General features: G+C 58.1%; 20 protein-coding genes. 13 read left to right on the top strand and 7 right to left on the bottom strand.

The features are described from left to right. Positions 1-8 precede the first annotated feature (8 nt). From JOD69_RS08610 to JOD69_RS08560, 11 genes are all read left to right on the top strand, one after another. Positions 9-1,772 (top strand): carbamoyltransferase C-terminal domain-containing protein, encoded by a 1,764-nt coding sequence (locus tag JOD69_RS08610; RefSeq protein WP_086134115.1) that lies wholly within the window; start codon positions 9-11, stop codon positions 1,770-1,772. Then, positions 1,769-3,850, top strand: a complete 2,082-nt coding sequence (locus tag JOD69_RS08605; protein WP_086134114.1) for an iron-containing redox enzyme family protein — start codon at positions 1,769-1,771, stop codon at positions 3,848-3,850. Before JOD69_RS08610 ends, JOD69_RS08605 begins: the two co-directional genes overlap by 4 nt. A gap of 224 nt (positions 3,851-4,074) precedes the next feature. Continuing rightward, positions 4,075-5,139 (top strand): LLM class flavin-dependent oxidoreductase, encoded by a 1,065-nt coding sequence (locus JOD69_RS08600; protein WP_086134113.1) that lies wholly within the window; start codon positions 4,075-4,077, stop codon positions 5,137-5,139. 5 nt (positions 5,140-5,144) lie between these two features. Then, positions 5,145-6,749 (top strand): amino acid adenylation domain-containing protein, encoded by a 1,605-nt coding sequence (locus JOD69_RS08595; protein WP_086134112.1) that lies wholly within the window; start codon positions 5,145-5,147, stop codon positions 6,747-6,749. After that, on the top strand, positions 6,727-7,260 hold the full coding sequence (locus tag JOD69_RS08590; protein ID WP_133718148.1) for a GNAT family protein: 534 nt from the start codon (positions 6,727-6,729) through the stop codon (positions 7,258-7,260). The genes JOD69_RS08595 and JOD69_RS08590 overlap by 23 nt, the downstream gene beginning before the upstream one ends. Then, positions 7,260-7,505: a phosphopantetheine-binding protein gene (locus tag JOD69_RS08585; protein WP_210023892.1), complete on the top strand. Its 246-nt coding sequence runs from the start codon at positions 7,260-7,262 to the stop codon at positions 7,503-7,505. Before JOD69_RS08590 ends, JOD69_RS08585 begins: the two co-directional genes overlap by 1 nt. Continuing rightward, positions 7,495-8,640, top strand: a complete 1,146-nt coding sequence (locus JOD69_RS08580; protein ID WP_086134110.1) for a hypothetical protein — start codon at positions 7,495-7,497, stop codon at positions 8,638-8,640. The genes JOD69_RS08585 and JOD69_RS08580 overlap by 11 nt, the downstream gene beginning before the upstream one ends. Positions 8,641-9,102: 462 nt before the next feature. Further along, the gene (gene egtB, locus JOD69_RS08575) at positions 9,103-10,401 is read left to right on the top strand and encodes an ergothioneine biosynthesis protein EgtB (RefSeq protein ID WP_086134109.1); all 1,299 of its coding nucleotides are present in this window, start codon (positions 9,103-9,105) and stop codon (positions 10,399-10,401) included. Beyond that, a complete protein-coding gene (gene egtD, locus JOD69_RS08570; protein ID WP_086134108.1) occupies positions 10,398-11,369 on the top strand; it encodes an L-histidine N(alpha)-methyltransferase in 972 nt (323 codons plus the stop codon). The genes egtB and egtD overlap by 4 nt, the downstream gene beginning before the upstream one ends. Positions 11,370-11,813: 444 nt before the next feature. After that, the gene (locus JOD69_RS08565; RefSeq protein WP_210023891.1) at positions 11,814-12,524 is read left to right on the top strand and encodes an ABC transporter ATP-binding protein; all 711 of its coding nucleotides are present in this window, start codon (positions 11,814-11,816) and stop codon (positions 12,522-12,524) included. After that, positions 12,521-15,028, top strand: a complete 2,508-nt coding sequence (locus JOD69_RS08560; protein ID WP_210023890.1) for an ABC transporter permease — start codon at positions 12,521-12,523, stop codon at positions 15,026-15,028. Before JOD69_RS08565 ends, JOD69_RS08560 begins: the two co-directional genes overlap by 4 nt. A gap of 6 nt (positions 15,029-15,034) precedes the next feature. Here JOD69_RS08560 and JOD69_RS08555 read toward each other — a convergent pair whose 3' ends face one another. From JOD69_RS08555 to glgB, 3 genes are read right to left on the bottom strand one after another with little or no spacing between them, the layout of a single operon-like run. After that, the gene (locus JOD69_RS08555) at positions 15,035-15,853 is read right to left on the bottom strand and encodes a hypothetical protein (RefSeq protein WP_210023889.1); all 819 of its coding nucleotides are present in this window, start codon (positions 15,851-15,853) and stop codon (positions 15,035-15,037) included. Between the two features lie 15 nt (positions 15,854-15,868). Next, positions 15,869-17,350, bottom strand: coding sequence for a glycogen synthase GlgA (gene glgA, locus JOD69_RS08550; RefSeq protein WP_077730560.1), 1,482 nt, complete (start codon positions 17,348-17,350; stop codon positions 15,869-15,871). Continuing rightward, positions 17,347-19,533: a 1,4-alpha-glucan branching protein GlgB gene (glgB, locus tag JOD69_RS08545; protein ID WP_086134166.1), complete on the bottom strand. Its 2,187-nt coding sequence runs from the start codon at positions 19,531-19,533 to the stop codon at positions 17,347-17,349. Before glgB ends, glgA begins: the two co-directional genes overlap by 4 nt. Positions 19,534-19,700: 167 nt before the next feature. Between glgB and glgC the strand changes: the two genes are divergently transcribed. Both glgC and malQ read left to right on the top strand, forming a co-directional pair. Further along, on the top strand, positions 19,701-20,972 hold the full coding sequence (glgC, locus tag JOD69_RS08540; protein WP_077730559.1) for a glucose-1-phosphate adenylyltransferase: 1,272 nt from the start codon (positions 19,701-19,703) through the stop codon (positions 20,970-20,972). Between the two features lie 426 nt (positions 20,973-21,398). Beyond that, positions 21,399-22,901, top strand: a complete 1,503-nt coding sequence (gene malQ / locus JOD69_RS08535; RefSeq protein WP_240502531.1) for a 4-alpha-glucanotransferase — start codon at positions 21,399-21,401, stop codon at positions 22,899-22,901. Positions 22,902-23,175: 274 nt separating this feature from the next. Here malQ and JOD69_RS08530 read toward each other — a convergent pair whose 3' ends face one another. The 4 genes from JOD69_RS08530 to JOD69_RS08515 form a co-directional block, all read right to left on the bottom strand. Continuing rightward, positions 23,176-23,343 (bottom strand): hypothetical protein, encoded by a 168-nt coding sequence (locus tag JOD69_RS08530; protein WP_168175425.1) that lies wholly within the window; start codon positions 23,341-23,343, stop codon positions 23,176-23,178. A 222-nt stretch (positions 23,344-23,565) separates the two neighbouring features. Then, positions 23,566-24,060 (bottom strand): low molecular weight protein-tyrosine-phosphatase, encoded by a 495-nt coding sequence (locus JOD69_RS08525; protein WP_077730558.1) that lies wholly within the window; start codon positions 24,058-24,060, stop codon positions 23,566-23,568. A 70-nt stretch (positions 24,061-24,130) separates the two neighbouring features. Continuing rightward, positions 24,131-24,922: an ABC transporter permease gene (locus JOD69_RS08520; protein ID WP_205780779.1), complete on the bottom strand. Its 792-nt coding sequence runs from the start codon at positions 24,920-24,922 to the stop codon at positions 24,131-24,133. 20 nt (positions 24,923-24,942) lie between these two features. Further along, positions 24,943-25,686: an ABC transporter ATP-binding protein gene (locus tag JOD69_RS08515; RefSeq protein WP_077730556.1), complete on the bottom strand. Its 744-nt coding sequence runs from the start codon at positions 25,684-25,686 to the stop codon at positions 24,943-24,945. Positions 25,687-25,702: the final 16 nt, after the last annotated feature.

The raw sequence follows: 25,702 nt of genomic DNA, 5'->3' as shown, positions 1-25,702 counted from the left end.
AATCGGCGATGAAAAAACACGACACCCGAACGTATTATGTTGGCCTCTGCGCGACCTATCACGATCCGGCGCTGTCCATCCTGAACCATGCGGGCGAGATCTTATTCGCGGAGGCTACCGAACGCCACCTTCAATACAAGCGCGCCCTGAATTGCGAGCCGGACAACCTATACCTTATCCCTAAGCTTCTGAGCGAGCATTGCGGCGATGCCGATGAGTTCGTCATTGCTTGCAACTGGCGCCGATCCCGGCCGATCTACGAAAGACTCGCGAAGATGCTCGGCTGGCTGTCGCCCCGGGGCATCCTGAACGGCAAAGGACGCCGTCTTACCACGTGGCTGGAAATGTATCAGATCCACCACATGCTGGCTTGCCAGCACCACGCCATGCGGCGGATCGGGCTCAACCTGGCGCGAACATTGGGCCGCGACTTTCCCGGCGCATCCGTCCGTTTCCGCCATTACGACCATCATCTGACCCATGCCGCGCTGGCGTGTTACGGGAGTCCTTTCGACGAGGCGGCCTGCGCGGTAATCGATTCTTATGGCGAGGAAGGCTCCATGGCGTTCTTCGCCTATCGCAACGGACGCCTGAAACCTCTCTTCGAAGCACGCGGCCCGCTCAGCTTGGGATTCTACTATATGAAGCTCACCGAGCTATGCGGTTTCGATTGGATAGGCGGCGAGGAATGGAAAGTCATGGGGCTCGCGTCCTACGGACGGATCGACGAGGAGGTCTTGAGCTGGCTGCGCGGCACGATGCGGATCGAGGGCTTGCGCCTGGCTCCCGATTACGAACGATTCTTCGAGTACCTGAACCGCCTGATAACCCGTCGGAGATTGAAGAATCAAGCACCGGAGGCCGTCGCGGATTTGGCCCATACCGGCCAGCATTTCTTCACCGAGACCGTCAACCGGCTCATCGCCAATCTCCACGAACTCGCCTCGTCCGATAATCTGGCTTTCGGAGGAGGATGCGCGCTCAACTCGGTCTGCAACGGTCAGCTGTTGGCACATACGCCGTTCCAATCGCTGTACGTCCCGCCGGCACCTGCCGATGACGGGACCGCCTTAGGCGCAGCCCTGCTGGCGTTTCACGACGACCATCCGGAAAGCCGGACGGAACCCCGCCGCCTTTCGCCTTATTTAGGTAGCCGCATCAAGCGCGACGCCATTGAACGTCTCGCTCAGTACGCACAACTTCCGGTTCGACACTTGCCGGACGGAGCCGTGATCTCCGCTGCCGCGGATCTTCTGGCCCAGGGAAAAATCTTGGGCTGGGTTCAAGGCCGCGCGGAATTCGGTCCCCGCGCGCTGGGCAACCGTTCCATCCTGGCCGACCCCAGGTCGCGGGACATGGGCGAGCGCATCAACCGAGACGTGAAATTCCGCGAACGCTTCCGTCCCTATGCGCCGGTCGTTCTGCACGAGCACGGTCCGAATTTCTTCGAAAACTACCAGGAAAGCCCCTATATGGATCGTACCCTGCGCTTCAGGCCCACCGTACTTGACCAGGTGCCCGCCGTGGTCCACGTCGACGGCACCGGTCGGCTGCAAACGCTCAAGCAAGACTGGAATCCGCGTTTTCATGCGCTGCTCGGCGAATTTCATCGACGAACCGGCGTGCCGGTCCTGCTCAACACCAGCTTCAACGTCATGGGCAAACCCATCGTGCACAGCGTGGAGGACGCCGCCGGCGTATTGCTCACGTCCGGCCTCGACTCCCTGGTCATCGACGATCATCTGTTCACCAAGCCAGGTCTTCAGCCATGACCGCGTCGCCGGATTTCCGCTCTCTTTGCCAGGTTCTGCTGAACGATCCTCCCGATCGAGGAACTCTGCAAACCGCCGAAGAGTTCGTGAAAGCCGCTTTGATCGAAGCTCAAGAGCAGCAAAATCGACCCGACTTCCAACTCGAAACCTGGGTGCCGGTTAACGCGCCGAATGTCGCCGACCCAGCCGAACGACGATCGTTGCTCTTGGCTCTCAGTCCAAGCGCGTTGCTCGAAGGCGCGTGGCTGGCCCGCGTATCCCAGCCGGCCACGGGCCATTTGTCCGCGCACGGTCACCTATTTGCGATTTACTGCCGAACGATCGGGCTGGAGGACGACTCACCGCCCCTTTCCCTACATTTCCGGAGCTTGTTGACGAATTCGACCATAACGCTCCCGGCCATTTACAGCCCTACTTTTTTCAGCGACCGGCGTTTCCCCGATTTCGCCCTGCGCATGCCCTGCCTCCATCTCGGCCTGATGCACAAACCCCGTACCTTCTTTCCGGAGCTGCTGGGCTACACCCTTGCTCATTGCTTTTTGGATTCGGCTTGGTGGGCTACTCTCTCGGATAGCCCTGAAACCGCTTGGATTTCGGCACGGGAACGATTTTCGAACGCTGTCCGCCCTTTGGCATCAGCTGCGTTGGAGTCCCACCTCCGGGAATACGGCCACTTGGCGCGTATCCGCGCCGGCTGGCACCTCTACCGCCATGCGTTCGAATCACTTCTGCTCGCTTTCTCCGCCGACCGGAATCGACGCCCGACGGCCGCCGACGCCATGGCCGACATCGTTAGGGCGAAGCGCCGGTACGCCATCGGCTACCATCGTCGGGTGATGCTCCAAGAGCGTAGCCTTGATCAATGGCTGGCACAGGCCGAGGACGATCCCGGTGCGATGCTCGAAGCATTGCGCACCTCGCCTTATGTGGATCTCCGATGTCCAGCCGCCGGCCGGCTGATTCGAGCCATGCAATTCGGTGGCGCCATGTTCGGCGTGTTCACCGAAGAGGAACGGCGGTCCTGTCTCAACTGGATCGAAAATCCCGATGCCGAATCGGAAGCAATCGACGCCGGCGAAACGGCTCGCCGGTCCATTAGCGAACCCCGTGCAGTGCCAACTCCACAGAACGCACGCGCTGGACCGAAAAAATACCAGCCCTCGCCGCCTGCCATGAGCCGCCGACGGCTCTTCTCCGCGCTGCTCCGTGCCGAATCCGCCGGCGACTGCCCGCCCGAAGCGACGATCGCGGTGAAGCGCATTCTTGGCCGCAGCCGATGGCTGGACTTGCTGAAACCGATCCGTCGTTCTTTGCGCCATTATCATCCGGCGGCCTTCAGCGAGTGGATAGAAGCCGCTTATCGGCAGGAAGCCGCGCGCTATCGTCCCCTGAACGGCAATCCCAGGATTGGGCGGGAGTTTTGTCTTTGGGCAATTCTGCAACTGGCGCCGTCCATTCTGGTCGACGGCTGCTGGCTGGCCGCCATTCCGACGGCCTCCGAAAATCTCGGCGAGATCGAACGGCATCTGTTGCATATCTATGCCGACGAGGTGGGAAACGGCAGACCGGGACGCAATCATGCCAATGTCTATCGACGGCTGCTGGAGAGCTTGGACTTGGCGATTCCCGAGTTCGAGACCGAAGGCTTCGCCCAGGATCGAAGATTAACCGACGCCGCGTTTGAATTGCCGGTTTACATGCTGGCTATCGGGCTGCTCAAGGACCGCTATTTCCCGGAACTGCTGGGTCTCAATCTCGCCATCGAGTTGAGCGGACTCGGGGCCGGCTATATGCAGGTTGCGGATATTCTCCGCCATTACGGAATCGATCCCACCATCATTCAACTTCACCAGACCATCGATAATCTGGCATCCGGGCATGCGGGCCGGGCACGCGACGCCATCCTGCTCTACCTGGACCGAGTACGACAGCGGAGTGATTTTTCGGGCATGCAAGAAGCATGGCGCAGAATCCGGTTAGGTTACGTATCCCTCGGCGTCGCCATTCTGCCGATGACGGGCCGATTCATGCAGCGCTATTTTGCTGACCGTTTGAAGACGGCGTACCCGACAAGATAGGTAAACGTACGAATGGGCGAACCGGACCACAAGACGTTTATATGAACGTATCGATCGGGCAACGACACGCCAATTCTTGACTCAGAGATTCACGGACACCGAATCGAAAAAGCGTCAAGCCCAATCGCGATCCGACTGCCCGGCCGAAAAGGACAATGGCCGCTTTGCGCACGCTAGGCAGGCTTTAACCAACGATCTGGAACGACATTTCCAAGGAAGGCTTTATGTCGCAGCTTCAGCGTAACAGTGCATCTGCCGATTTTTCCGGAGAAAGCCGCATCGGTCTTGACGCGATCGACGTTTTCTCGACCTGCCCTCAATCCACTACCGGCGATCCGAAATCCTATCGACAGCGTGTCATCGAGGTAGCCCGCTGGAGCGAGCGTATCGGATGCCGAGGCATTCTGGTCTACACCGACAACTCGCTGGCGGACCCGTGGCTGGTGAGTCAAATCATTCTGGAACACACTGCGACCTTAGCTCCGCTGGTGGCCGTTCAGCCGATCTATATGCACCCTTATACGGCCGCGAAGAAAGTCGCGACGCTAGGATTTCTGTACGGGCGGCGTGTCTATTTGAACATGCTGGCCGGCGGCTTCCGCAACGATCTGTCGGCCCTTGGCGATGATACGCCCCATGACGAGCGCTACGCGCGTACGGTCGAGTACACGACGATTATCCGGCAACTGCTGGAAAGCCCGGCGGGCGTAAGCTTCGAAGGAAAGTATTACCGTATCCACAATCTTAAGATGTCTCCGCAGCTGCCGCCTTCGTTGCAGCCGGGCATCCTGATATCGGGCTCGTCGGATGCCGGCATGACGGCGGCTCACGCGATAGGCGCGACGGCGATCAAGTATCCCTTGCCTCCGAATGAAGAGCGAGGCGTAGAAAAGAATGTCGGAGTGCCCTGCGGCGTTCGGGTGGGCATCGTGGCACGTTCCTCGGCCGAGCAGGCATGGCGGGCCGCCTTAGAGCGTTTTCCGGAAACCCGCGAAGGACAGCTGACCCATCATCTCGCAATGAAAGTGTCGGACTCCGACTGGCATAAACAGCTGTCGTCGCATGCAGCGGCCGTGGACGACGATAACCCCTATTGGCTCGGCCCCTTCCACAATTACCAGACGTTTTGCCCTTATCTGGTGGGCTGTTACGAACGGGTGGCACGGGAAATCGCCAGCTACGTCGGGCTCGGCTATCGTACTTTCATTCTCGATATCCCGCCCAGCGAGGAAGAACTGGAGCATACGGCAATCGTTTTTCGCAAAGCCCTAGAATCCCTAAAGGGGTAAGCACCGTGCCCGAACTGTTGCAAGATTACGTCTCCCGACAGGCCGAGCTGCGCCCGAATGCCATCGCCGTTACCCTGGGAAGCTCCTCCTTGACTTACGGAGAACTGGATTCAGCCAGCTCGCGCTTGGCTTGGCATTTGCTAAAAGCCGGTTGCCGCCGCGGCGATCGAATTTGTCTGTTGCTGCCTAAATCGCCGGCTGCCGTCGTGGCCATGCTAGGCGTGCTCAAGGCAGATGCGGTTTATGTTCCGATCGATCTGACCAGCCCCCCCGCGCGCCTGGCACCGATGATCAGAATTTCCGAGCCGTGGGGAGCGCTGGTCTCGTCCGAGGCGGTGAAACTCTTGGATGACATCCTTGAAGAGATCGGCGACTACCCCATGATGATCGGCTCGATCGAGCAATATCGCTTGAACGGACGGAAATTCACCGCATGCTTCGATATGACCGAGGTGGACACATATCCTTCCGTACCGCCGGAGACCGAAAACAACGGGCTAGATATCGCGCACATTCTATTCACTTCCGGCTCGACGGGCGTCCCCAAGGGGGTGGTCATCACTCATCGTAACGTGATCGCCTTCGTGGAGTGGGCACGGAGTTACTTCGGCATCGAACCCGGCGACCGGATTTCGGGCCACACGCCCTTGCATTTCGATCTGTCCATGTTCGACATCTACGGCACGCTTTCGGCGGGAGCCGAGCTGCACATGATCCCGTCTGCGCTCAATTTATTGCCGCACAAACTCGCCGAATTCATCCGCTCGGCCGAGTTGAATCAGTGGTTTTCGGTCCCATCGGTATTGAACTTCATGGCCAAGCACGGGGTCGTGATGCAAAACGACTTTCCGGTTCTCAAGCGGATGTTGTGGTGCGGCGAGGTATTGCCCACTCCGATCCTCATCCATTTCATGCAGCGACTGCCGCACGTCCGGTTTACCAATCTTTACGGTCCGACCGAAGCAACCATCGCAAGCAGTTATTACACCGTCCCCGAATGCCCACGGAATGGTCTGGCTAACATTCCGATCGGCACCGCTTGCGCCGGCGAAGAGTTGCTGGTGCTGGACTCGAAACTGAACGAAGTTCCGCCCGGCGAAATCGGCGATTTGTACATCGGGGGAGCGGGCCTGAGCCCCGGTTACTGGAAGGACCCTGAGAAAACCGCTGCGGCCTTTCTGCCCCATCCCCACGCGGCGGGCTCCGAAGACCGCATCTACCAGACCGGCGATCTGGCGAGACGAGGCGAAGATGGCCTGTTCTACTTCGTTGGACGCGCCGACACCCAGATCAAGAGCCGTGGTTACCGGATCGAGCTCGGAGAAGTCGAAGCGGCATTCCATTCGATCGAGAGCCTCGAAGAATGTGCCGTAGTAGCCATGCCGACCGACGGATTCGAGGGCAATGCCATCTGCTGCGCCTACGTACCGCGGCAGGGTTCAACGGTGTCGGCAGCCCATTTGCGAGAGCAGGCGTCTCGATTGCTCCCGGGCTATGCGTTACCGATGCATTGGCTGCCACTGGAGCGACTCCCCAAGAACGCTAACGGCAAAATCGACCGGCCTCGTTTGCGGAGCCTCTTTCAACATGACACAGCTGTGGAACCTTGACGGCAAGTGGTTGGCGACCGCCGCCGACTGGCTCGCTGCCGAAGAGAACTATCGATGGCTGGACTTCGGCGGCGACGTGCAAATCCTGACGCCAATGCTGTTGCAGGTGATGGTCCAGCGCGACATCCACTGTTTACGCCTTTTCGCGCCGCCGGAGAGCGAACAGCCGATTGGCATCGTCGGGCTCAGCAGCATCACGGATTTCTTCAAAACCGCCACTTTATGGTACGTGCTCGGCGACAAGACGTACGCAACCGGCGGTTATACGACCCAGGCAGTCCGCCAGTTACTGGACCACGGCTTCGGCAGCTTGGGGCTGCAAGCGATTAACGCGTGGGCCGTGGAGGGAAACGTCGCGTCGATCCGCGTTCTGGAGAAAACCGGTTTTCGACCGATCGGGCGGCAACGACGCTGTCACCGGTTGGGCGATCGATACCTGGACCGTCTGCTATTCGATTTATTGGCCCATGAGCACCGGAGAACAAAATGCCTCAAAGCACCGAGTCACTGATGCAAGCCGTTACGCGCCTCCTCTTCGATCGCCTCAACATCGAAATTCCCGAGCCCGATACCGATCTGGTGGACGCCGGATTGCTGGATTCTCTACTGCTCGTCAACTTGATCGCTCAATTGGAGCGGGAGTTCGGCATCTCGGTATCGATCGACGACTTGGATCTGAACCTGGAAAAATTTCGCTCGGTAAGCCGAATTGCGGCTTATATCGAAAGCCGGCGGAATCTCACCGATGTCGCTTGAGCCGGCGCGAGTCAGGATTCTGCGGCGCCAGTCCATTCGCCCGCTCACGTCTAATGACATCGCGGCGGTAGCGGCAGTCCTCGAACGGGTATTCCGCTCGGATCGCTCCGCGGCACCGGACCGACTGGCCGATTATGTACGCCGCATGTGTCTCGATCCGCCAGGCTACGATCCCGAGATTCCGTCGCTGGTCTACGAGGATGCTCAAGGCCGAATCGGCGGATTTCTGAGAGTGAGCGTGCAGCGGATGATCTTCGACGGCCGGCCGATACGCATGGCGTGCAGCGGACCGTTCGCGACACTTCCGGAGGCAAGGGCCAAGGGCGCCGGCGTATTCTTGCTTCGGCACTTTCTCGGCGGTCCTCAGGATTTATCGATTACCGACGGCGCAAACGACCAGGGGCGTTATTTGTGGGAGCAACTGGGAGGACAGACCGCGCACCTGCACTCCTTGGGCTGGATACGGTTACTCCGGCCGGCGGCATTCGCCAGCCAATACATCGGCCGGAAGCATCCTGCTCTCAGGCCGGTCGTAAGCATGTCCCGACCGCTTTCGGTGCTGCTCGACGGTGCGGCACGGAGTCTCTTGAAAAACGGCATGTTGCGTCCGGCACGTTCCACCGAAAAGCTTGTCGAGGAAGATCTCGCGCCGGAAGCCATGGCGGCGGCTTGGCCTAGGCTCTCGGCGCGCTGGCGTCTTCACCCCGATTACGGCAAATCCTATCTGGCCTGGCTGCTGGACGAGATGTCGAGCGTGACCTCGCGGGGTCCGCTGATCGGACGGCAGGTCCGCGATTCGAACGGTAAGCTGTCGGGATGGTATCTTTATTACCTTTCGCCCAGCCGCATCGCGGAGGTGATGCAGATCGTCGCGGACGAAAATAACGAGAACGAAATTTTCGCATCCCTGCTGCTCGATGCCGACCGCCGCGGCGCGACGGCCGTGCAGGGCCGGCTGGAAGCCTGGCTTATCGATCCGCTGTATCGCAACCGGTGCCGCAGCTATCACCGGGCGCCGACGCTGGCTTTGGTGCATGCCCGCAGAAGCGAGGTGACGGCTGCCGTTCATGCAGGCCAAGCTTTCTTGACACGGGCTGACGGCGAATGGTGGACGGGGTTTCGTGAACAGTTCTGATTCGACGCCGAATTTCCGATAATCGACTATGAATCGATTCGGCCGGAAAAAAGCTATTGTTCTGACATTCTGACAACGATCGCTTTCCGTCAAGCACTGCGCTGTTTCAAAGTGCTCTGACAGATTCTCCTCTTGTGCCGGAATTTCTTCCAAATCGCTTTCAATCAGGCATTCATTTTGTAGGATGGGTAGAGCGAAGCGAAACCCATCGATGGTGGGTTAGGCGCACATCAGCACCGACCGACCGCCGATCACTGCGCTTCGCGTGCGCCGTAACCCACCGAGCGACCGTCAATCGGTGGGTTACGCGGAGCCTGTCCTGAGCGGAGACTAGGGGCGAATCCACCATCTACGTAATGTTCACTCGAATCCCGAATGGGATTACTCCTTGTAGTAACACTACGGTTAGCCTTGAAAGGCTCGGCGTTTTAGAATGCCCCCTGCGATCCAGGGAGGTAACACATGATACAAGCCGATCGTTCCGCTCGCTTCGCGCGCAAAGAGAATCCGACCGATGCCTTGCTCGAGGACTACCAGGCCATTCGCAGGGACAGCGAAACCTTGTGCGCGCCGCTGGCCGTCGAGGATTACGTCATCCAGGCGATGCCCGACGTCAGTCCGCCGAAATGGCATCTTGCCCACACCACCTGGTTCTTCGAAACCTTCCTGCTGATCCCTTACCTGAAACCTTACCGGCTCTTTCACGAACGATACGGTTATTTGTTCAACTCTTATTACGAAACCGTCGGAAGCTTCTTTCCACGGCCTCAGAGGGGCCTGTTGGCGCGGCCCACCGTAGAGGAGATCTACCGGTATCGCGCTTACGTGGACGAAGCCATGGCTGAATTGCTGACTGCCCCGCCGCCGTCGGACAAGGATGAAATCGCTTCGCGCCTCCTGCTCGGCTTGAATCACGAGCAGCAGCATCAGGAACTTCTCCTCACCGACATCAAATACAACTTTGCCGTCAATCCCCTGAGGCCGGTCTATCGCCACGCGAACCATCCGAAAGCTCCGGCCGCGTCGGCATTGGGATGGCTGGACTACGGCGGCGGTCTCAGGGAGATCGGCCATGCCGGCTCGGGCTTCGCCTACGACAACGAAACACCCCGCCACAAGGTTTACCTCCGGGACTACCGCCTCGCCTCGCGCCTCGTCACCAACGGCGAATACCTGGAGTTCGTCGAGGCCGGCGGCTATCGGCGGGCGGAATTGTGGCTTTCCGACGGTTGGGCGGCGATCAGGCAACGTGGCTGGCAGGCTCCGCTGTACTGGGAGAACATCGAGGGCGAATGGTGGCTGATGACTTTGTCGGGAATGCGCCCTCTCGACGAGAACGAGCCCGTTTGCCACGTCAGCTTTTACGAAGCGGACGCCTACGCCCGTTTCCGGGGCAAACGCCTGCCGACCGAAGCGGAATGGGAATGCGCCGCGTCCCGTTGCACGATTCGGGGTCATTTCCGCGAATCGGGCCGCTATCATCCCGCTGCCAGTTCGGAAACGGCAGGAGGCGATATCGCGCAGATTTTCGGAGACGTCTGGGAATGGACCCGGAGCCCTTATGCGCCCTACCCAGGATTCAAGCCGCTGGCCGGCTCGATCGGCGAATACAATGGCAAGTTCATGTGCAATCAGATGGTGCTCCGAGGCGGTTCGTGCGCGACGCCGGAGTCGCACATCCGCGCCACTTATCGAAACTTTTTTTATCCGCCGGACCGCTGGCAGTTTACCGGCATCCGCTTGGCGGAGGATGGCTCATGACCGCTCGGCGCATCCGATTCACGGACCGGGAGCCGGCGCAGGCGGATATCCTCGACGAGGTATTGAGCGGCCTCTTCAGCCCGAAAAAACGGCTGCCCCCGAAACTGTTCTACGATAAGCGGGGCAGCGAATTGTTCGAGGCCATTTGCGAGACGCCCGAGTATTACCCGACCCGCACCGAAGTCGGCATTCTCCGCGACTCCGCTCAAGAGATCGCGGAAACCATCGGCAAGGACTGCATCCTCATCGAGCCGGGCAGCGGCAACAGCCAAAAAGTGCAGCTCCTGCTGGAAACCCTGCACCCCGCCGTCTACATGCCGATGGACATTTCCAAGGATCATCTGAAACTTTCGGTGCAGGCGCTGGGAGCCGCATACCCATGGTTGCGGGTGCACGCGATGTGCATGGACTATACCGCCGGCTTGGAACCGTTCGAGCCGCCTCCGGCATCGGCCGAATCGAAAAAAGTCGTGTTTTTCCCCGGATCGACCATCGGTAATTTCGAGCCCGGAGAGACTCTGGCTTTTCTTCGGCGGGTCGCTCGACTCGTTGAGCCCGACGGCGGTTTGCTGATCGGCGTCGATCTCAAGAAGGATCCGGCCGTGCTGCACCGGGCCTACAACGACGCGCAAGGACTGACTCGCGAGTTCAACCTGAACGTGTTGCACCGCCTCAACACCGAGTTGGACGCCGATTTCGATCCCGGCCGGTTCTATCATTACGCCTTCTACAATGCCCGAGAAAGCCGCATCGAGATGCACCTGATCAGCCGCGGCGCGCAAGAAATTCACCTGGCCGGAGAAGTCCTCACATTTGCCGACGGCGAATCGGTGCACACGGAAAATTCCTACAAGTACACGGTCGAAGAATTTCAAAGGCTGGCCCGGACGGCGGGATTCGGGGTCCGAGGATGTTGGCTGGACGACTGCAATCTGTTCAGCATCCATTACTTCGACTTACCGTCTTAGGGCGGTGTCGGCCGTTTACCGCACGCAAAGAAAGAAATGTCAGTATTGCTCGTCATTCCGGCATGGATTGCTCACCCCGTCCCCGGGGTTCGTCCTTCGGACCGTGCTGCGCACGTCCAAATTTGCTCCTGGCAAATTTGTGCCGGACAAATCGGCAGGGCGAGGCGCAATGCGGCGAGCGGGCAGGCCAGGGAAGGACTGCCCAGGACTCGCGAGCGAAGCGGGACGGCGTAGCGTGGCGAGGCCGATTTGCACGCGAAGCGCCCGCAGGGTGCCGCACAGGGACTGTGGGACATGAATCCAGAGGCCGAGGATGGCGGGGCGTCTACGTCCTTGTAACCTGGACCCCGGCAGTCCCAATCGCAAACGGGCCTTTAGTCGGCCCCTTCCATGCCGGGGTGACGATGTGATTTGAGTTTCGCCACGAACAGTACCAAAGGCAACTTGCATACCGAAGCCCCCGCCGCCATCCATTCCGAGCGACCGCTGCTGATGCTGCGCGGCGTGACTCATGGTTATCGGGAGGGCGACCGACTGCGTCCGGTGCTCCAGGGTATCGACGGCGACATCGGCGAAGGGCGCTTCGTGGCCTTGCTGGGACAGAGCGGATCGGGGAAATCGACTCTTTTGAATCTGATCGCAGGTCTGGACGTGGCAGACTCCGGATCGATCATTGTTCGAGATCTCGATCTGAACCGACTGCGCGAACCGGAGCGAACCCTGTTCCGGCGCAGCCATATCGGCTTCGTCTATCAGTTCTTCAATCTGCTGCCGACCTTGACGGTGCTGGAAAACGTCGCCCTGCCCGCCGAACTGAACGGCCTTTCCGCCGACGAATCCCGGCGCCGGGCAGTTACGCTGCTCGAAGAAGTCGGTTTGGCCGACCGGCAGGACAGCTATCCGGATTCGCTGTCCGGGGGCGAACAACAAAGGGTCGCCCTGGCTAGGGCGCTGGTGCACGATCCCTCGCTGATTCTGGCCGACGAACCGACCGGCAATCTGGACAGCGCGACGGGGCGGCACATTCTGGATCTCCTCGATCACGCCGTCAGAAGGCGCGGCAAAACCTTGCTGGTCGCCACCCACAGCCGGGAAGTGGCCGAGCGCGCCGATGCGGTGTGGGAGCTGCGGGACGGCAGGCTCATGTCACGATGACGCTGCTGAACAAAGCCAATCGCCGGCACTTTTACCGGCATCCGCTACAGCTCGTGCTGGCGATTCTGGGGATCGCCCTCGGGGTAGCGATGCTGGTTTCGGTGGATTTGGCCGTAGAGAGTTCGCGCCGCGCCTTTCAGCTGTCGATGAGCGCGCTGACCGGCAAGACTACCCATCACATCGTCGCCGGGGCCGGACTCCTCGATGAGACGCTTTATCCCAAGCTCAGACGGGATTTAGGCGATGTGCCCATGGCGCCCGTCGTCGAGGGCTATGTCGCGGCGCACGATCAGACCCTGCGACTCGCCGGCTTCGACCCCTTCGCTGAAAGCCCGATACGGCAAGGGCTCACTCGATCCTCGTTCGCCGCGGTGGTCGATCTTCTGACGGAGCCCGATACGGCGCTGATTTCCCGTGTCACCGCCCAGCGGCTCAACATCGGCCCCGGCAACAACCTGACCGTGGAGGTCGCGGGCACGCCGCGGACGATACGCGTGGTCGGCTATGTCGATCCCGAGGAAAAGCCCGATCCCGCTTTGGAAGGCCTGCTGCTCGCCGACATCGCCACGGCCCAGGAGATACTGGGCAAGATCGGCGGGCTCGACCGCATCGACCTCGTCTTGCCCGACGAATCCCGCGAACTGGAGAAGCTACGCGGCATGCTGCCCGAAAACACCGCGCTGATCGATGCCGCGGGACGAAACACCGCAACCGCGCGCATGGCCCATGCCTTCGAAATCAACCTGAAAGCCATGAGTCTGATGGCGCTGCTGGTCGGCCTTTTCCTGATCTACAACACGATGACCTTCACGGTGCTGCAACGCCGCCCGCTGCTCGCCAATCTCCGCATCGTCGGAGTCACTCGCAGACAGGTCATGAGCGAAATCCTGTTGGAATCCGGACTGCTCGGTCTCTTCGGCAGCTTGCTCGGATTGATGCTGGGATTGGTCGCGGCTCGCGGTCTCCTGGATCAAATCACCCGCACCATCAGCGATATGTATTTCGTCGTCACGGTGACGGAGTTTTCGGTCTCTCCCGCGGCTTTACTGCGCAGCCTGTCGATCGGAATCTCGGCCTCGGTATTGGCGGCATTGCCCGCCGCCCTGGATGCGGCTTCGACCCGGCCGGTCCGCGCCCAGCGCCGCTCCGGCCTGGAACAGAGCGTGCGCCGGTGGCTGCCGAAATTGACTTTATTGGGGATAGCAAGCGGAATCCTCGGAGTCTTCCTCCTGAACTGGCCGGCGGCCGGTCTGATTACGGCGATAGTCGGGATCTTCCTGCTGGCGGGGGCTTATGCGCTCTTTATCCCCGCAGCGATGCTGGGCCTCACCAGACTGTGTCCGCGCACCGCCAGGCCAATCGTCCGCCTGGCCATCCGAGGCACGTCCGCCGCTTTGAGCCGAACCGGTCTGGCGACGGCGGCATTGAGCATTTCGGTAGCCGTCGCCATCGGCGTCGGCATGATGGTGGAGAGCTTTCGCTTCACCATCGCCGATTGGCTGCAACAACTGCTTCAGGCCGATCTTTACGTGGCCCGTCCCACGGAAACCGGCATCGCGAGCGAACCCTTGCCCTCATCCCTGCTGGAGGACGCCGTTCGCTTGCCCGGCATCGCGGGCTTCAGCCTCGGACGCCGGACCTTCGCCGAATCCTCAGTCGGCCGCATCGAGCTCCTGGCGTTTCAGCCGGCTTACCCGGAGCGGCCGACGTTCCGTTTCAAATCGGCCGACGATCAGACGGTTTGGAAGCGGTTTATGGCCGAGCCGGTCGTCATCGTTTCCGAACCTTTTGCCACGCGGCACGGGCTGGGAGCCGGCGATTCCTTAATGTTGAGCACGTCACGAGGTCCGAAGCCGTTTGTCATCGCCGGAGTCTTTTTCGATTACCGCTCGGATCAGGGACTCGCAGTCCTGCGACGGGACTTGTATGCGGACCTTTGGAACGATACCGGCGTAACCTCGCTCGGCCTTTATCTCGCAAGCGGGATTACGGCAGAAGCGGTAAAAGCGAAAATACAGGACCTGACTCGGCAACCCGGCACCGTGCTGATCCGTTCGAATATCGAAATCCGGCAAGCCTCGATGGAGTTTTTCGAACGCACCTTCGCCGTCACCCATGTGCTGCGCCTCCTCGCCGTCGGGGTCGCGCTGATCGGGATCCTGAGCGCGCTGCTGGCGATACAGCTCGAACGGACGCGGGAATTCGCCGTGCTGCGATCGCTGGGAATGACGCCGCGGCAACTGATCGGCCTCGTGCTCACGCAAACCAGTTTTCTGGGCCTTTGCGCCGGGGTTCTTGCACTGCCCCTGGGGTTCGCCCTGGCCATGGCACTGGTCAAGGTCATCAACCTTCGGTCTTTCGGCTGGAGCATGGATTTGGCGGTTTCCGGCGTGGAGCTGTGGCAAGCGCCGCTTCTTTCGATTACCGCGGCGTTGATCGCCGGACTCTATCCGGCATGGAGGGCTAGCAGACTAACTCCGGCCTTGGCGTTGAGGGAGGAATAATGGTCGTCAAGGCTTACCCGCGTCCAAATCCTCGACCTTGAGAAAAATCCTGTTTTGCTGGCTGCGGGTGGAATAGCTTCGGCTGGCGAGCCCGCTTTCTTCGCGGACGGACGTTTCCACTTGTTCGCCGATCTCGACCCATTCGCCGAGCGCGGCCCGTATTACCGTGTGTGCGCTTTGCGTGTCGATGACGCCGAACCGGTCCCGGCTGAGCCGGTCGGACCAAGGCGACAGCTCTATGATCACCTCGCTGCCGGACAATCTGGGCGTTACCGCAAATCCGGTGGTTGCCGGCCGGTATTCGATGTTTTCGCTGTAGCCGTACCCATAGCCGTAATAGGATTGAGTCGGAACAGGGATCTGTTCTCCGACTTCGATATAGGCGGATCGCCCCTCCAGAGTCTGCAACTGTTGCGTGTGGCCGGCTGAATCGCGGCCTTCCGACTGATAAAGATGCCCGCGGATACGAATATCCGAATCGGCCGGACGGTTCAGATCGATCCGTCCGCGCAAACGCCCCTGCGCATTCAAGGTTTCCGTGGACAGATCACGGCCTTGAGTGACCGTGATCAGAAGTCTGTGCGAACTTTTATCGAGCTGCCGAACCAAGTCGCGGATTTCTTCGACCTTTCCGGGGTCGGCCTTCAGAATAAGCCGATCGCGGGCGGGGATCACGACATCGCCCGGCCCCAGCAAGGGCTGGATCAACGGCACCATCTCATCCGACGGACGGTGGAACAGCTCGATGGTCGACAAATCCTGAGCGGCGGCCGGGGCATTCGAGACTGTGACGGCGATTGCGATAAAGGCGAGACGTAGCCACATATCGGCACGAAAAGCTTAGGTTTCCACGTCGAGACGCAGCAAGCTGTCGGCAGTCAGGCGATCGGCCATGGCCCGATCGTACAAATCGAGATAACGCTGAGCGCTTTGCTGCCAAGAAAAATCCTTGCTCATACCGGCTTTTTGGACCTTCTCCCGAAGCACCTTATTCTGACAAAGCACGAAACCTCGATTCAAGGCGTGGAACAAATCATCGGCGGCAGCATCGCGGAAAACCACCCCGGTAGCCCGGCCCATCGTCAGATTCGTGGCGTTGGCATCGTCCACGGTATCCGCCAAACCGCCCACATGACGTACGACCGGCACGGCCCCGTAGCGTTGGCTGTACATCTGATTGAGACCGCAGGGCTCGAACCGGGAAGGCATCAGGAATAGGTCGGTACCGGCTTCGATTAGGTGCGCGCTCGGCTCGTCGTAACCCAGCTTGACCGCGATACGATCGGGATACAGACGTGCCCAGTGCAATAGAATCTGCTCGTATCGGGCTTCGCCGCTGCCCACGATGACGAGCTGAATGGGCATCCGAATCAGCTTGGGCAGAAGCTCGATCACGAGATCGATGCCTTTTTGCTGAACCAAGCGCCCGACCCAAGCCATCAAAACGATCCCGTCATCCTCCGCCAGCTTGAACGCCCGCTGCAACGCCGCTTTGTTGGCCGGCCTTTTTTCCAGCGAATCGATGTCGAAATTCGTCCCAATGAAGGGATCGGTGGCCGGATTCCAAGCGTCGGCATCGATACCGTTGAGTATGCCGCTGAGCCGCTCCCGGCGATGCTTGAGCAAGCCTTCGAGTCCGGCACCGAACTCCTCTCCCTGAATCTCCTCGGCATAGTGAGGGCTCACGGTAGTGATCCGGTCGGCGAAAACCAATCCTCCTTTGATGAAGGACAACTGGTTGTAAAACTCCAGCGCCTGACTGGACCAAAATCGATTCGGCAAGCGCAGCTTGACGAAGGTTTCGTGAGGAAAGACTCCCTGATAGGCGAGATTGTGGATCGTGAAAACGGTGGCTGGCCGTCCCGGCTCGTCGCTGAGCAACGCGGGTGCCAAACCGGTTTGCCAATCGTTGCAGTGCACGATGTCGGGCTTCCATCGGAGTCCCAGCCGATTCATGGCCATCTCCACGGCAACATGGCACAACAACGAGAACCGCTCGGGATTGTCGGGCCAGGGTTTTCCATCCGGCCCCAAATATGGATTGCCGGACCGCCCGAAGTACTGGGGATGGGCGAGCAGCCAAACCGGTACCGTCGAACCGGGCAGAACGCCTTCCAGAATGGCAATTTCGCCATCGCCGTGCAGCAGTCGGACCTGTTCGAAATGACCTGCCGCCATGGCCGAAGCATATCCCGGAAGCAGTATGCGGACATCGTGGCCTAGGCCCTTTAAGGCTATCGGCAGGCTTCCCGAGACGTCGGCGAGCCCCCCGGTCTTGATGAGCGGATACGCCTCGCTGGTGACGAAGAGTATTTTCTTCATTCGGGAGGTTCCGGTTCATCCTCCTTAAGAACCTCGCAAGTCAAAACGATTCCGGCCAAAGGGGGCAGTGTAAGACTGATGGAATACGGCCTTCCCATCCATTCCTTTGCTTCCGTGGTCACGGCGCTATTGCCGATATTACTCCCGCCGTAATGACGCGAGTCGGAATTGAAGATCTCTCGGTAGACGCCGGGCTCCGGCACGCCGATGCGATAGTTCTGCCTCGGCACCGGGGTAAAATTGAACACCATGACCGCGAACTCGTCGGAGGACCGCCGCAGATAGCTCAGAGTCGACTGAGGCGCATCGTGGCAATCGATCCATTCGAAGCCTTTTTGTTCAAAATCGAACCTATGTAACGCCGGGTTTTCCCGATAAAGGCGGTTGAGATCGCTCACCAGTTGCTTGAGTCCGCTGTGATTGGGGTACTCGAGTACATACCAGTCCAAAGCCTTGCTGAAATTCCATTCACCGCCTTGACCGAACTCGCAGCCCATGAACAGCAGCTTCTTGCCCGGATAAGTGAACATGAAGGTGTACAGCAAACGCAGATTGGCGAAACGCTGCCAATCGTCTCCCGGCATTTTTTGCAGCATCGAACCCTTGCCGTGGACGACTTCGTCATGGGAGAACGGCAGTATGAAATTCTCCGTGAACGCGTACAGCAAGCCGAAGGTCAGCTGATCGTGATGATAATGGCGATGGATGGGGTCCTTGCTCATGTAGAGCAAGGTGTCGTGCATCCAGCCCATGTTCCATTTCATCGAAAAGCCCAACCCCCCGGTCCAGGTGGGACGGGTCACCTGCGGCCAGGCGGTGGATTCTTCGGCCATGATAAGCGTGCCTGGAAATTGCTGGTGCGTCACGGTATTGAGCTCGCGCAGAAAGGCGATCGCTTCCAGATTCTCGTTGCCGCCGTACTTGTTGGGGATCCAGTCGCCGGGTTCACGGGAATAATCCAGGTAAAGCATCGAGGCGACCGCATCGACGCGAAGTCCGTCGAGGTGAAATTCTTCCAGCCAGAATAACGCACTGCCGATCAGAAAATTGCGGACTTCGTTTCGGCCGTAGTTGTAGATCAGCGTACCCCAGTCGCGATGTTCGCCGAGCCGCGGGTCCTCGTGTTCGTATAGCGGCGTACCGTCGAACCAGGCCAACCCGTGCGCGTCCTTCGGAAAATGAGCGGGCACCCAGTCCAGAAAGACACCGATTCCGTTTTGATGGCAGTAATCTACGAAGTAGCGGAAATCCTCCGGAGTACCGAAACGGCTGGTGGGCGCAAAATAGCCGGTGGTTTGATAACCCCACGATCCATCGAAAGGATGCTCGGTGATCGGCAGTAATTCGATATGGCTGAAGCCCTGCTCCTTGACATAGGCCACGAGTTGCTTGGCCAGCTCCCGGTAGTTTAGAAATTCGCCTTCGGCATCATGCCGCCAAGACCCTAAGTGGACCTCATAAACGGACATGGGCTCGTGGAGCCAATCGCAGTTCGCGCGATGTTCCATCCAATCGTCGTCATTCCAATCGTAAGCCCGGTCGGGCACGACCAAGGAAGCGGTATTCGGGCGTAGCTCGAACTGCCGGCCGTAAGGATCGGTTTTTAAAAGAACGGTACCCTGCTGGCGGTTGCGAATTTCGAATTTGTACAGCGTTCCGGGTTCGAGCTCGGGAATGAATAGTTCCCACACTCCGCTGTTGCCCCGGACCCGCATCGGATGCCGCCGCCCGTCCCAGGCATTGAAATCGCCCACCACGCTGATTCTCTCCGCGTTCGGCGCCCATGTTGCGAACAGGATGCCGTCGATCCCGTCCACGGTGTGCGGATGGGCACCGAGGATACGATAGATATGCCAATGTTTGCCTTCGCCGAAAAGGTAAAGGTCGAAGTCGGAAAGCTGCGGCGGAAACGTATACGGGTCGATATGGCTTTGCGGCTGCCCCGACTTGTCCGTCCATAACAGGCGGTAATGTTCGGGAACGGAATCATGATCCAGATGACATTCGAACACATCGGTGCCGGGAATGCGTTGCATATCCGGGCCTCGCTCCCCGATCCGCACCGTCTCGGCTTGCGGAACAATCGCCCGGATGACATCGCCACCCTCGGTCCGATGCCGACCCAAAACCGCAAACGGATCGTGGTGGCGCGCCAGAACGATCCGCTGCAATTCAGAATCCATCTGAGGCAAAACGCCGCCGGCTTCGTTCGCGGATTGTGTGTCGGTCGAGTTCACTTTATTTGGCCTCTGATAGTAAAATATAGCCGTTGGCAAATGCCCGAAACACCTGGGCGTTATGGTATCAAATTTGCGCCCCCAGTGGATGGCACAGTCTAAAGGAGCCTTTCATGCCAGAGTCGATGCATGCATCCCGTTTCGTCAGCCGCCTTACTAGGCATACTTTGGCTCTTATTCTGGCTGGAGGCCGCGGAACACGATTACATAAGCTGACCGAGTGGCGAGCCAAACCGGCCGTGCCTTTCGGCGGCAAATTTCGAATTATCGATTTCCCACTTTCAAATTGCATAAACTCGGGCATCAGACAAGTTGGCGTATTAACGCAATATAAAGCGGACTCGTTAATTCGGCATATTCAGCAGGGTTGGGGGTTCTTACGAGCCGAACTGGGCGAGTTTGTCGATATCCTGCCTGCCCAGCAGCGCCTTCAGGAAGCTTGGTATGCCGGGACCGCCGACGCGGTATACCAGAATTTGGATATCTTCCGCCAAAGGGACCCTGAATATATCCTGATTCTCGCCGGCGACCATGTCTACAAAATGGATTACGGCTTGATGATGGCCTACCACGTGGAAATGCAGGCCGACTTGACCATCGGTTGCATGGAGGTGCCGCTAGCCGAGGCGAAAGCGTTCGGAGTCATGCATGTCAGTGAAGACAAACGCGTCTCCAACTTTGTCGAAAAGCCGGAAAATCCACCGCCCATGCCGAATCGGCCCGATCATGCATTAGTGTCCATGGGCATTTATGTCTTCAACACCGGCTTCTTGTTCGAACAGCTCATCAAAGATGCGGACACACCGGGTTCGAGTCACGACTTCGGCAAAGACATCATCCCCGCGGTAATTAAAAAATATCGAGTATTTGTCTATCCATTCCGCGATGTACAAAGTGGCGTACAAGCGTACTGGCGAGACGTCGGTACTGTGGACTCTTATTGGGCCTCCAACATGGAGCTGATCGGCATCGATCCCGAGCTTAACTTGTACGATAAGGATTGGCCGATTTGGACTTATCAGGCACAAACCCCTCCCGCCAAGTTCGTGTTCGACGACGACGATCGCCGTGGAATGGCGGTAGATTCCATGGTATCCGGCGGCTGTGTTATCTCCGGCGCCGAAGTCAGGCACTCGCTGCTGTTCAGCAATGTCCGCGTGAACTCGTACTCCAAGGTAAAGGATTCAGTGATATTGCCGGATGTTAACGTCGGCAGGCACTGCCGCATTACCAAAGCGATCATCGACAAGGGCTGCCATATTCCACCGAATACCGTGATCGGGGAGAATCCGGAAGAAGATCGAAAACGGTTCTATGTCAGTCCGGGTGGCGTGGTTCTGGTGACTCCGGACGCTCTCGGACAGCGGCTGCATTTCGCCCGTTGAGGCTCGGTTAATCTTCCGGCTTTCTGCATTGGCGCTTAAAGCGCCATCGAAAATTATTTGATAAAAAAAGCTCTTGCGTTTTGAATGGCGCCCACATCGCTATTTCGCTCGATCTCTCCGAGATCCCCCTTAGCCAGCTAGTGTGATCGAAAAATTGCGCGCGCAATGCCCTCAAAACACCCGCGGCGAATCCCGGGCGCCCGTCGGGTGGATTGCACAGCCGTCCTCGAAAACGTATTTGCCGGAATCCCGGCAAGGAACAAATCAGCTTGATACGCCTTTTAACTTGCACTTGTCTCTTGACATCAAACCACTGTCGTCCAGCAATATCCGCGAAAAAGACGCTCCAAATCTCCAAACATCCCGTTAAGCGCTAGCGAAAGCATATCTGGGAAAGTCCCAACTCATAGTCGTTAAGGTGGGGAATTGACGCACGCACACAGCATATTGGACCGGCGTCGGGCCGGCATTCTTCTGCATATCACGTCCCTGCCCGGCAGTCTCGGGAACGGGGACTTGGGTCAAAACGCTTATCGATTCGTCGATTTTCTGGCTGACTGCGGCATAAGCGTCTGGCAAACGCTTCCGATTAATCCGACCCATGCCGATGGCTCACCCTACCAGTGCTTGTCGGCCCATGCCGGCAATCCGCTGATGATAGATCTTAAATGGCTGTCTGATCGCGGCTGGCTACCGGCGCCGCCGGATTCTATCGGCGAAATCTCGGTCGCCGATTATCGATTTCGTTGCCTAAAACAGGCCTTCGGCTCCTTCCAAGCATGCTTGCAAAGCGAATACCGCACTGCTTATGACGAATTCGTTAAAAAGCAGAACTGGTGGCTATCGGATTATGCGCTGTTCATTGCTCTACGCGAGGAACTCGGCAGCAAGGCATGGCAGGAATGGCCCAACGCCATTCGGGACCGAGAGCCAGCCGCGCTGGAAGCTGCCCGATTACGTCTGGCGGATCGCATCGCTCAGGTTGAATTCGAGCAATTCGTTTTTTTCGAGCAATGGACGGAGTTAAGACGCTATGCCAAGCAGAGAGCAGTCATGTTGTTCGGCGACATGCCGATATTCGTCGCCGGCGACAGCGCCGAGGTGTGGGCCTGTCGAGAATGTTTCGATTTGACCGAGACCGGTTATGCCCGCGTCGTGGCCGGAGTGCCGCCCGACTATTTTTCGGCTACCGGCCAACGCTGGGGAAATCCTCACTATAACTGGGAGCACATGAAAGCGACCGGCTTCCGCTGGTGGCTGGATCGATTCCGGAGTCAGTTGGCGCTTTACGACTGGGTACGCATCGACCACTTCCGAGGTTTCGAAGCATACTGGGAGATACCGGCCGAATCCGAAACGGCGATTCACGGCCGCTGGGTGAAGGCTCCGGGCGACGCCCTGCTGGAAACGGTATTCGCCACGCTCAACGGCTCGGGCTTACCCTTGGTTGCAGAGAACCTGGGCATTATCACACCCGAGGTGGAAGCGCTTCGCAACCGGTTTGATATTCCGGGCATGCTGATACTGCAATTCGCCTTTGACGGGGGCGACGATAATCCTTATCTGCCCCATAACCACACCGAGAACAACGTGGTCTACACGGGGACTCACGATAACGACACGACGTTATCCTGGTACGAAAACTTGTCGGAGGAACAGCGTCATCGTGTTTCCGAATACCTACTTGATCATTGCGGGGATAACAAAGTGGGAATGCCGCAAAGCCTCGTTCGATGCGCGCTCGCGTCTGTGGCGAGATTAGCGGTAATACCGATGCAGGATGTCCTGGAATTGGGTCATGGACATCGCATGAATACGCCCGGAACGATCGCCGACAATTGGCAATGGCGTTTTTCTTGGGAGCAGCTTACAGAGCATAAGGCAGAAAAACTGGCTGAGTGGGTCCGCGATCATGGGCGCTGCTGCTAGCCGTCCGACACAAAGCTGATTTGGAGTTGACCGACAACGCCCCGCGCGCAACGTATTGTACGCGACGAGAGATTAAGTAGACGGGTTTGAAAATGGCCAAAAGAAGCTTTGTTGCATAAGTCCGGTGAGGGCTAGGCCGCAACTACGGCTGATTTTCTCAACCTCCTTACGCAACAAAGCTTAGCGATCAGATGCTCCTCCGAGCCGTTATTTTTTCCTCCGGTTTTAGCGCTTGCCTTGCAGGTATTGGCTCCTGCTTCAGCGGCAAAATTTCCTAGGGTTTTGCGTTCTCGATCTGTTTCTCGATTTGTGCCCTTGTTTCCTCATAGGCCTTGGCGGGCACGCTTTCCATTTCCCTGCTCTTCAACAGGAAAACGCCGACAACAGTCGCTATGATGATACCGCCGATGTAGAGCCAGAAATTGTCTTTTTCTTGTTCCATCTTTCTTACCTCAACAAAACTCTTTGGTTTGTGACACAACGCTCCCTGACATCAAGAGCGTCCATGACGACGTAACTCGGTTACGCCCGCTGGTGGAAACCCGCGCTAGAGCCGATTACCACGCAACGGGACACTATTCTATGAGCGTTAATAATGATGTTCAAGATTGTAGCCTTGACTTTTTAGGGGCGTGACACGAATTAGGCTTTCAACCCTCTCGTTTTACGTAACTTTGTTGTCGTTCAAAGACTCGTGTAAGTACGCGAATACTCCCTCCGCTGCCCGTTCTATCATCTCTCGCACCCGGTAAAAAACGATTTCTTCCCCATGATATGGGTCGGGAACATCACGTGTCTTGAACTGAGGCGCAAAGTCTAGAAGATACCGAATCTTGTGGATGTGGGCTCTCGGACAAATAAACCGCAGCGCGTCGTAATTTTCTGCATCCATCACCAAAATGTGGTGGAACCTCTGAAAATCCGCGAGCAAAATCCTCCTTGAGCGTAAACCGCTGATATCGATCCTCCGCTCCAACATGGCCCGCTGAGCTCGCGGATCGGGTGGGCGCCCCAAATAGTGAGCATGGGTTCCGGCCGAGTCTATGAATATCTTGTCCGTGTAACCGGCATTCTTCACCAGTTCTCTTAGGGCTCCCTCGGCCATCGGAGACCGGCATATATTAGCCATACAACAAAACAGGACGTTGACTTTGTTCATTGTTTGCGGTCGCTCCGGAAAATGGAGCTTCAGGTACTTAGGACGGTTCCAGGCTATCGCGACAGCCCACTCATTCCCCCATTTGCAACAATAGGCCGCGTTTACGGGCGACATGAAAGGCGAAAAGATAAAGAGCGAAACCGATCAAGAGGTAAATCAGGTTCAACAGAACGGCCATCCAAAACGAATCGAGAGAAAAAACATGATCTCGCACAACGGCACGCATACCTTCGAAGACATGGCTGGAGGGTAACAGCAAAGCAATTTTTTGCAGCCAATCGGGAAGCACGGAAATTGGATAATAAATCCCGCTGAGCGGCGCAACTGCAAAAATCACGGCCCAAGCCAGACTTTCCGCTCCTAGTCCGTAACGCAATACGAGCGCGACCACCATCAACCCGATAGCCCATCCCATGACGAGCAGGTTTGCAAAAAACGCCACGAGCGGAAGCCCCATATCGAAAATCGAGTACCGATACAGAACGACCGCCAGACCCGCTGCCGCCCCGACGCCGATCGAGGTTCTCAAAAAACTGACCGTCAACAAGGCCATGACCAATTCGTAAGGACGCAACGGACTGACGAACAAATGCCCGAGGTTTCGGGAATACATCTCTTCGAAAAAGACTACGGAAACACCTAATTGGGCACGAAACAACACATCCCAGAGTAGAACGGCGCCTATCAACAATCCCGCAGCCTGGGCCACCCATTCACTGTGGCCGACGAAGAATTGGTTGATAAACCCCCACAAAATCATCTGCATGGTCGGCCAATAAATGAGCTCGATCAACCGAGGCCAGGAGCTGCGCATCAAATACAGATAGCGCATGACCAAGGCGAAAACACGTTGCAAGCTCATATACATGTATACACGCTACACTAAGCTGACTGGCGATCTTGGTCGCGCGCGATGTCGATGAAAACCTGCTCCAAACTATCTCGTCCGTATTTCTGCACCAGCATCGCGGGCGTATCCCGATCCACGATACGCCCTTGTTTGAGAATCAAGACGTTATCGCATAGCCGCTCCACCTCCTGCATATTATGGGAAGCGAGCAGAACTGTGGCCCCGGATTTTTCCTGATAGGCTTTCAGCAAGGTTCGGACCGTGTCGGCCGAAGCCGGGTCCAGGGAAGCAGTCGGCTCGTCCATCAGCAACACTTCGGGCTCGTTCAAGAGCGCTTTGGCTAAGGCGACGCGGGTACGCTGCCCGGCCGAAAGGGAACCGTAGGCGCGGTTCATCAATGCTTCTAGATCGAAACGCTCCGCAAGAGACCGCAAGCACGCGGCTCGATGCCGAACGCCGTAGAGACGGGCATAAACGTCGAGATTCTGTTTCACCGTAAGCCGATGCGGCAAATCGACGTAGGGAGAGGTAAAATTCATGCGGGACAGCGCGGGATACCGATTCTTGATCATATCCACGCCCATGATCCGAATACTCCCGGAAGATGGCAACAAGAGTCCCAACAACATCGCCAGAGTGGTCGTCTTTCCTGCTCCATTGCCGCCGAGTAAGGCACAAGTGCTTGCTTCCGGTACCGCGAAAGAAATTCCGTCCACAGCCGTCACCGAGCCAAAGCGCTTGTTAAGACCACGAACCTCGATGGCGGGAGCCCGCATAAACTTCTCCTCTACC

The sequence above is a fragment of the Methylocaldum sp. RMAD-M genome, from assembly GCF_017832375.1.
In the GTDB taxonomy this organism is placed as follows: domain Bacteria; phylum Pseudomonadota; class Gammaproteobacteria; order Methylococcales; family Methylococcaceae; genus Methylocaldum.
This window is presented reverse-complemented; position numbering and strand designations above follow the sequence as displayed.

Bases quoted from the DNA above. Each gene is read 5' to 3' on its own strand.
- JOD69_RS08580 (WP_086134110.1), top strand. From the start codon at position 7,495: ATGTCGCTTGAGCCGGCGCGAGTCAGGATTCTGCGGCGCCAGTCCATT.
- JOD69_RS08525 (WP_077730558.1), bottom strand. From the start codon at position 24,060: ATGAACAAAGTCAACGTCCTGTTTTGTTGTATGGCTAATATATGCCGG.
- JOD69_RS08585 (WP_210023892.1), top strand. From the start codon at position 7,260: ATGCAAGCCGTTACGCGCCTCCTCTTCGATCGCCTCAACATCGAAATT.
- glgB (WP_086134166.1), bottom strand. From the start codon at position 19,533: ATGGATTCTGAATTGCAGCGGATCGTTCTGGCGCGCCACCACGATCCG.
- JOD69_RS08515 (WP_077730556.1), bottom strand. From the start codon at position 25,686: ATGCGGGCTCCCGCCATCGAGGTTCGTGGTCTTAACAAGCGCTTTGGC.
- JOD69_RS08600 (WP_086134113.1), top strand. From the start codon at position 4,075: ATGTCGCAGCTTCAGCGTAACAGTGCATCTGCCGATTTTTCCGGAGAA.
- JOD69_RS08590 (WP_133718148.1), top strand. From the start codon at position 6,727: ATGACACAGCTGTGGAACCTTGACGGCAAGTGGTTGGCGACCGCCGCC.
- JOD69_RS08520 (WP_205780779.1), bottom strand. From the start codon at position 24,922: ATGAGCTTGCAACGTGTTTTCGCCTTGGTCATGCGCTATCTGTATTTG.
- JOD69_RS08555 (WP_210023889.1), bottom strand. From the start codon at position 15,853: ATGTGGCTACGTCTCGCCTTTATCGCAATCGCCGTCACAGTCTCGAAT.
- egtB (WP_086134109.1), top strand. From the start codon at position 9,103: ATGATACAAGCCGATCGTTCCGCTCGCTTCGCGCGCAAAGAGAATCCG.
- glgC (WP_077730559.1), top strand. From the start codon at position 19,701: ATGCCAGAGTCGATGCATGCATCCCGTTTCGTCAGCCGCCTTACTAGG.
- JOD69_RS08605 (WP_086134114.1), top strand. From the start codon at position 1,769: ATGACCGCGTCGCCGGATTTCCGCTCTCTTTGCCAGGTTCTGCTGAAC.
- egtD (WP_086134108.1), top strand. From the start codon at position 10,398: ATGACCGCTCGGCGCATCCGATTCACGGACCGGGAGCCGGCGCAGGCG.
- glgA (WP_077730560.1), bottom strand. From the start codon at position 17,350: ATGAAGAAAATACTCTTCGTCACCAGCGAGGCGTATCCGCTCATCAAG.
- JOD69_RS08610 (WP_086134115.1), top strand. From the start codon at position 9: ATGAAAAAACACGACACCCGAACGTATTATGTTGGCCTCTGCGCGACC.
- JOD69_RS08530 (WP_168175425.1), bottom strand. From the start codon at position 23,343: ATGGAACAAGAAAAAGACAATTTCTGGCTCTACATCGGCGGTATCATC.
- JOD69_RS08560 (WP_210023890.1), top strand. From the start codon at position 12,521: ATGACGCTGCTGAACAAAGCCAATCGCCGGCACTTTTACCGGCATCCG.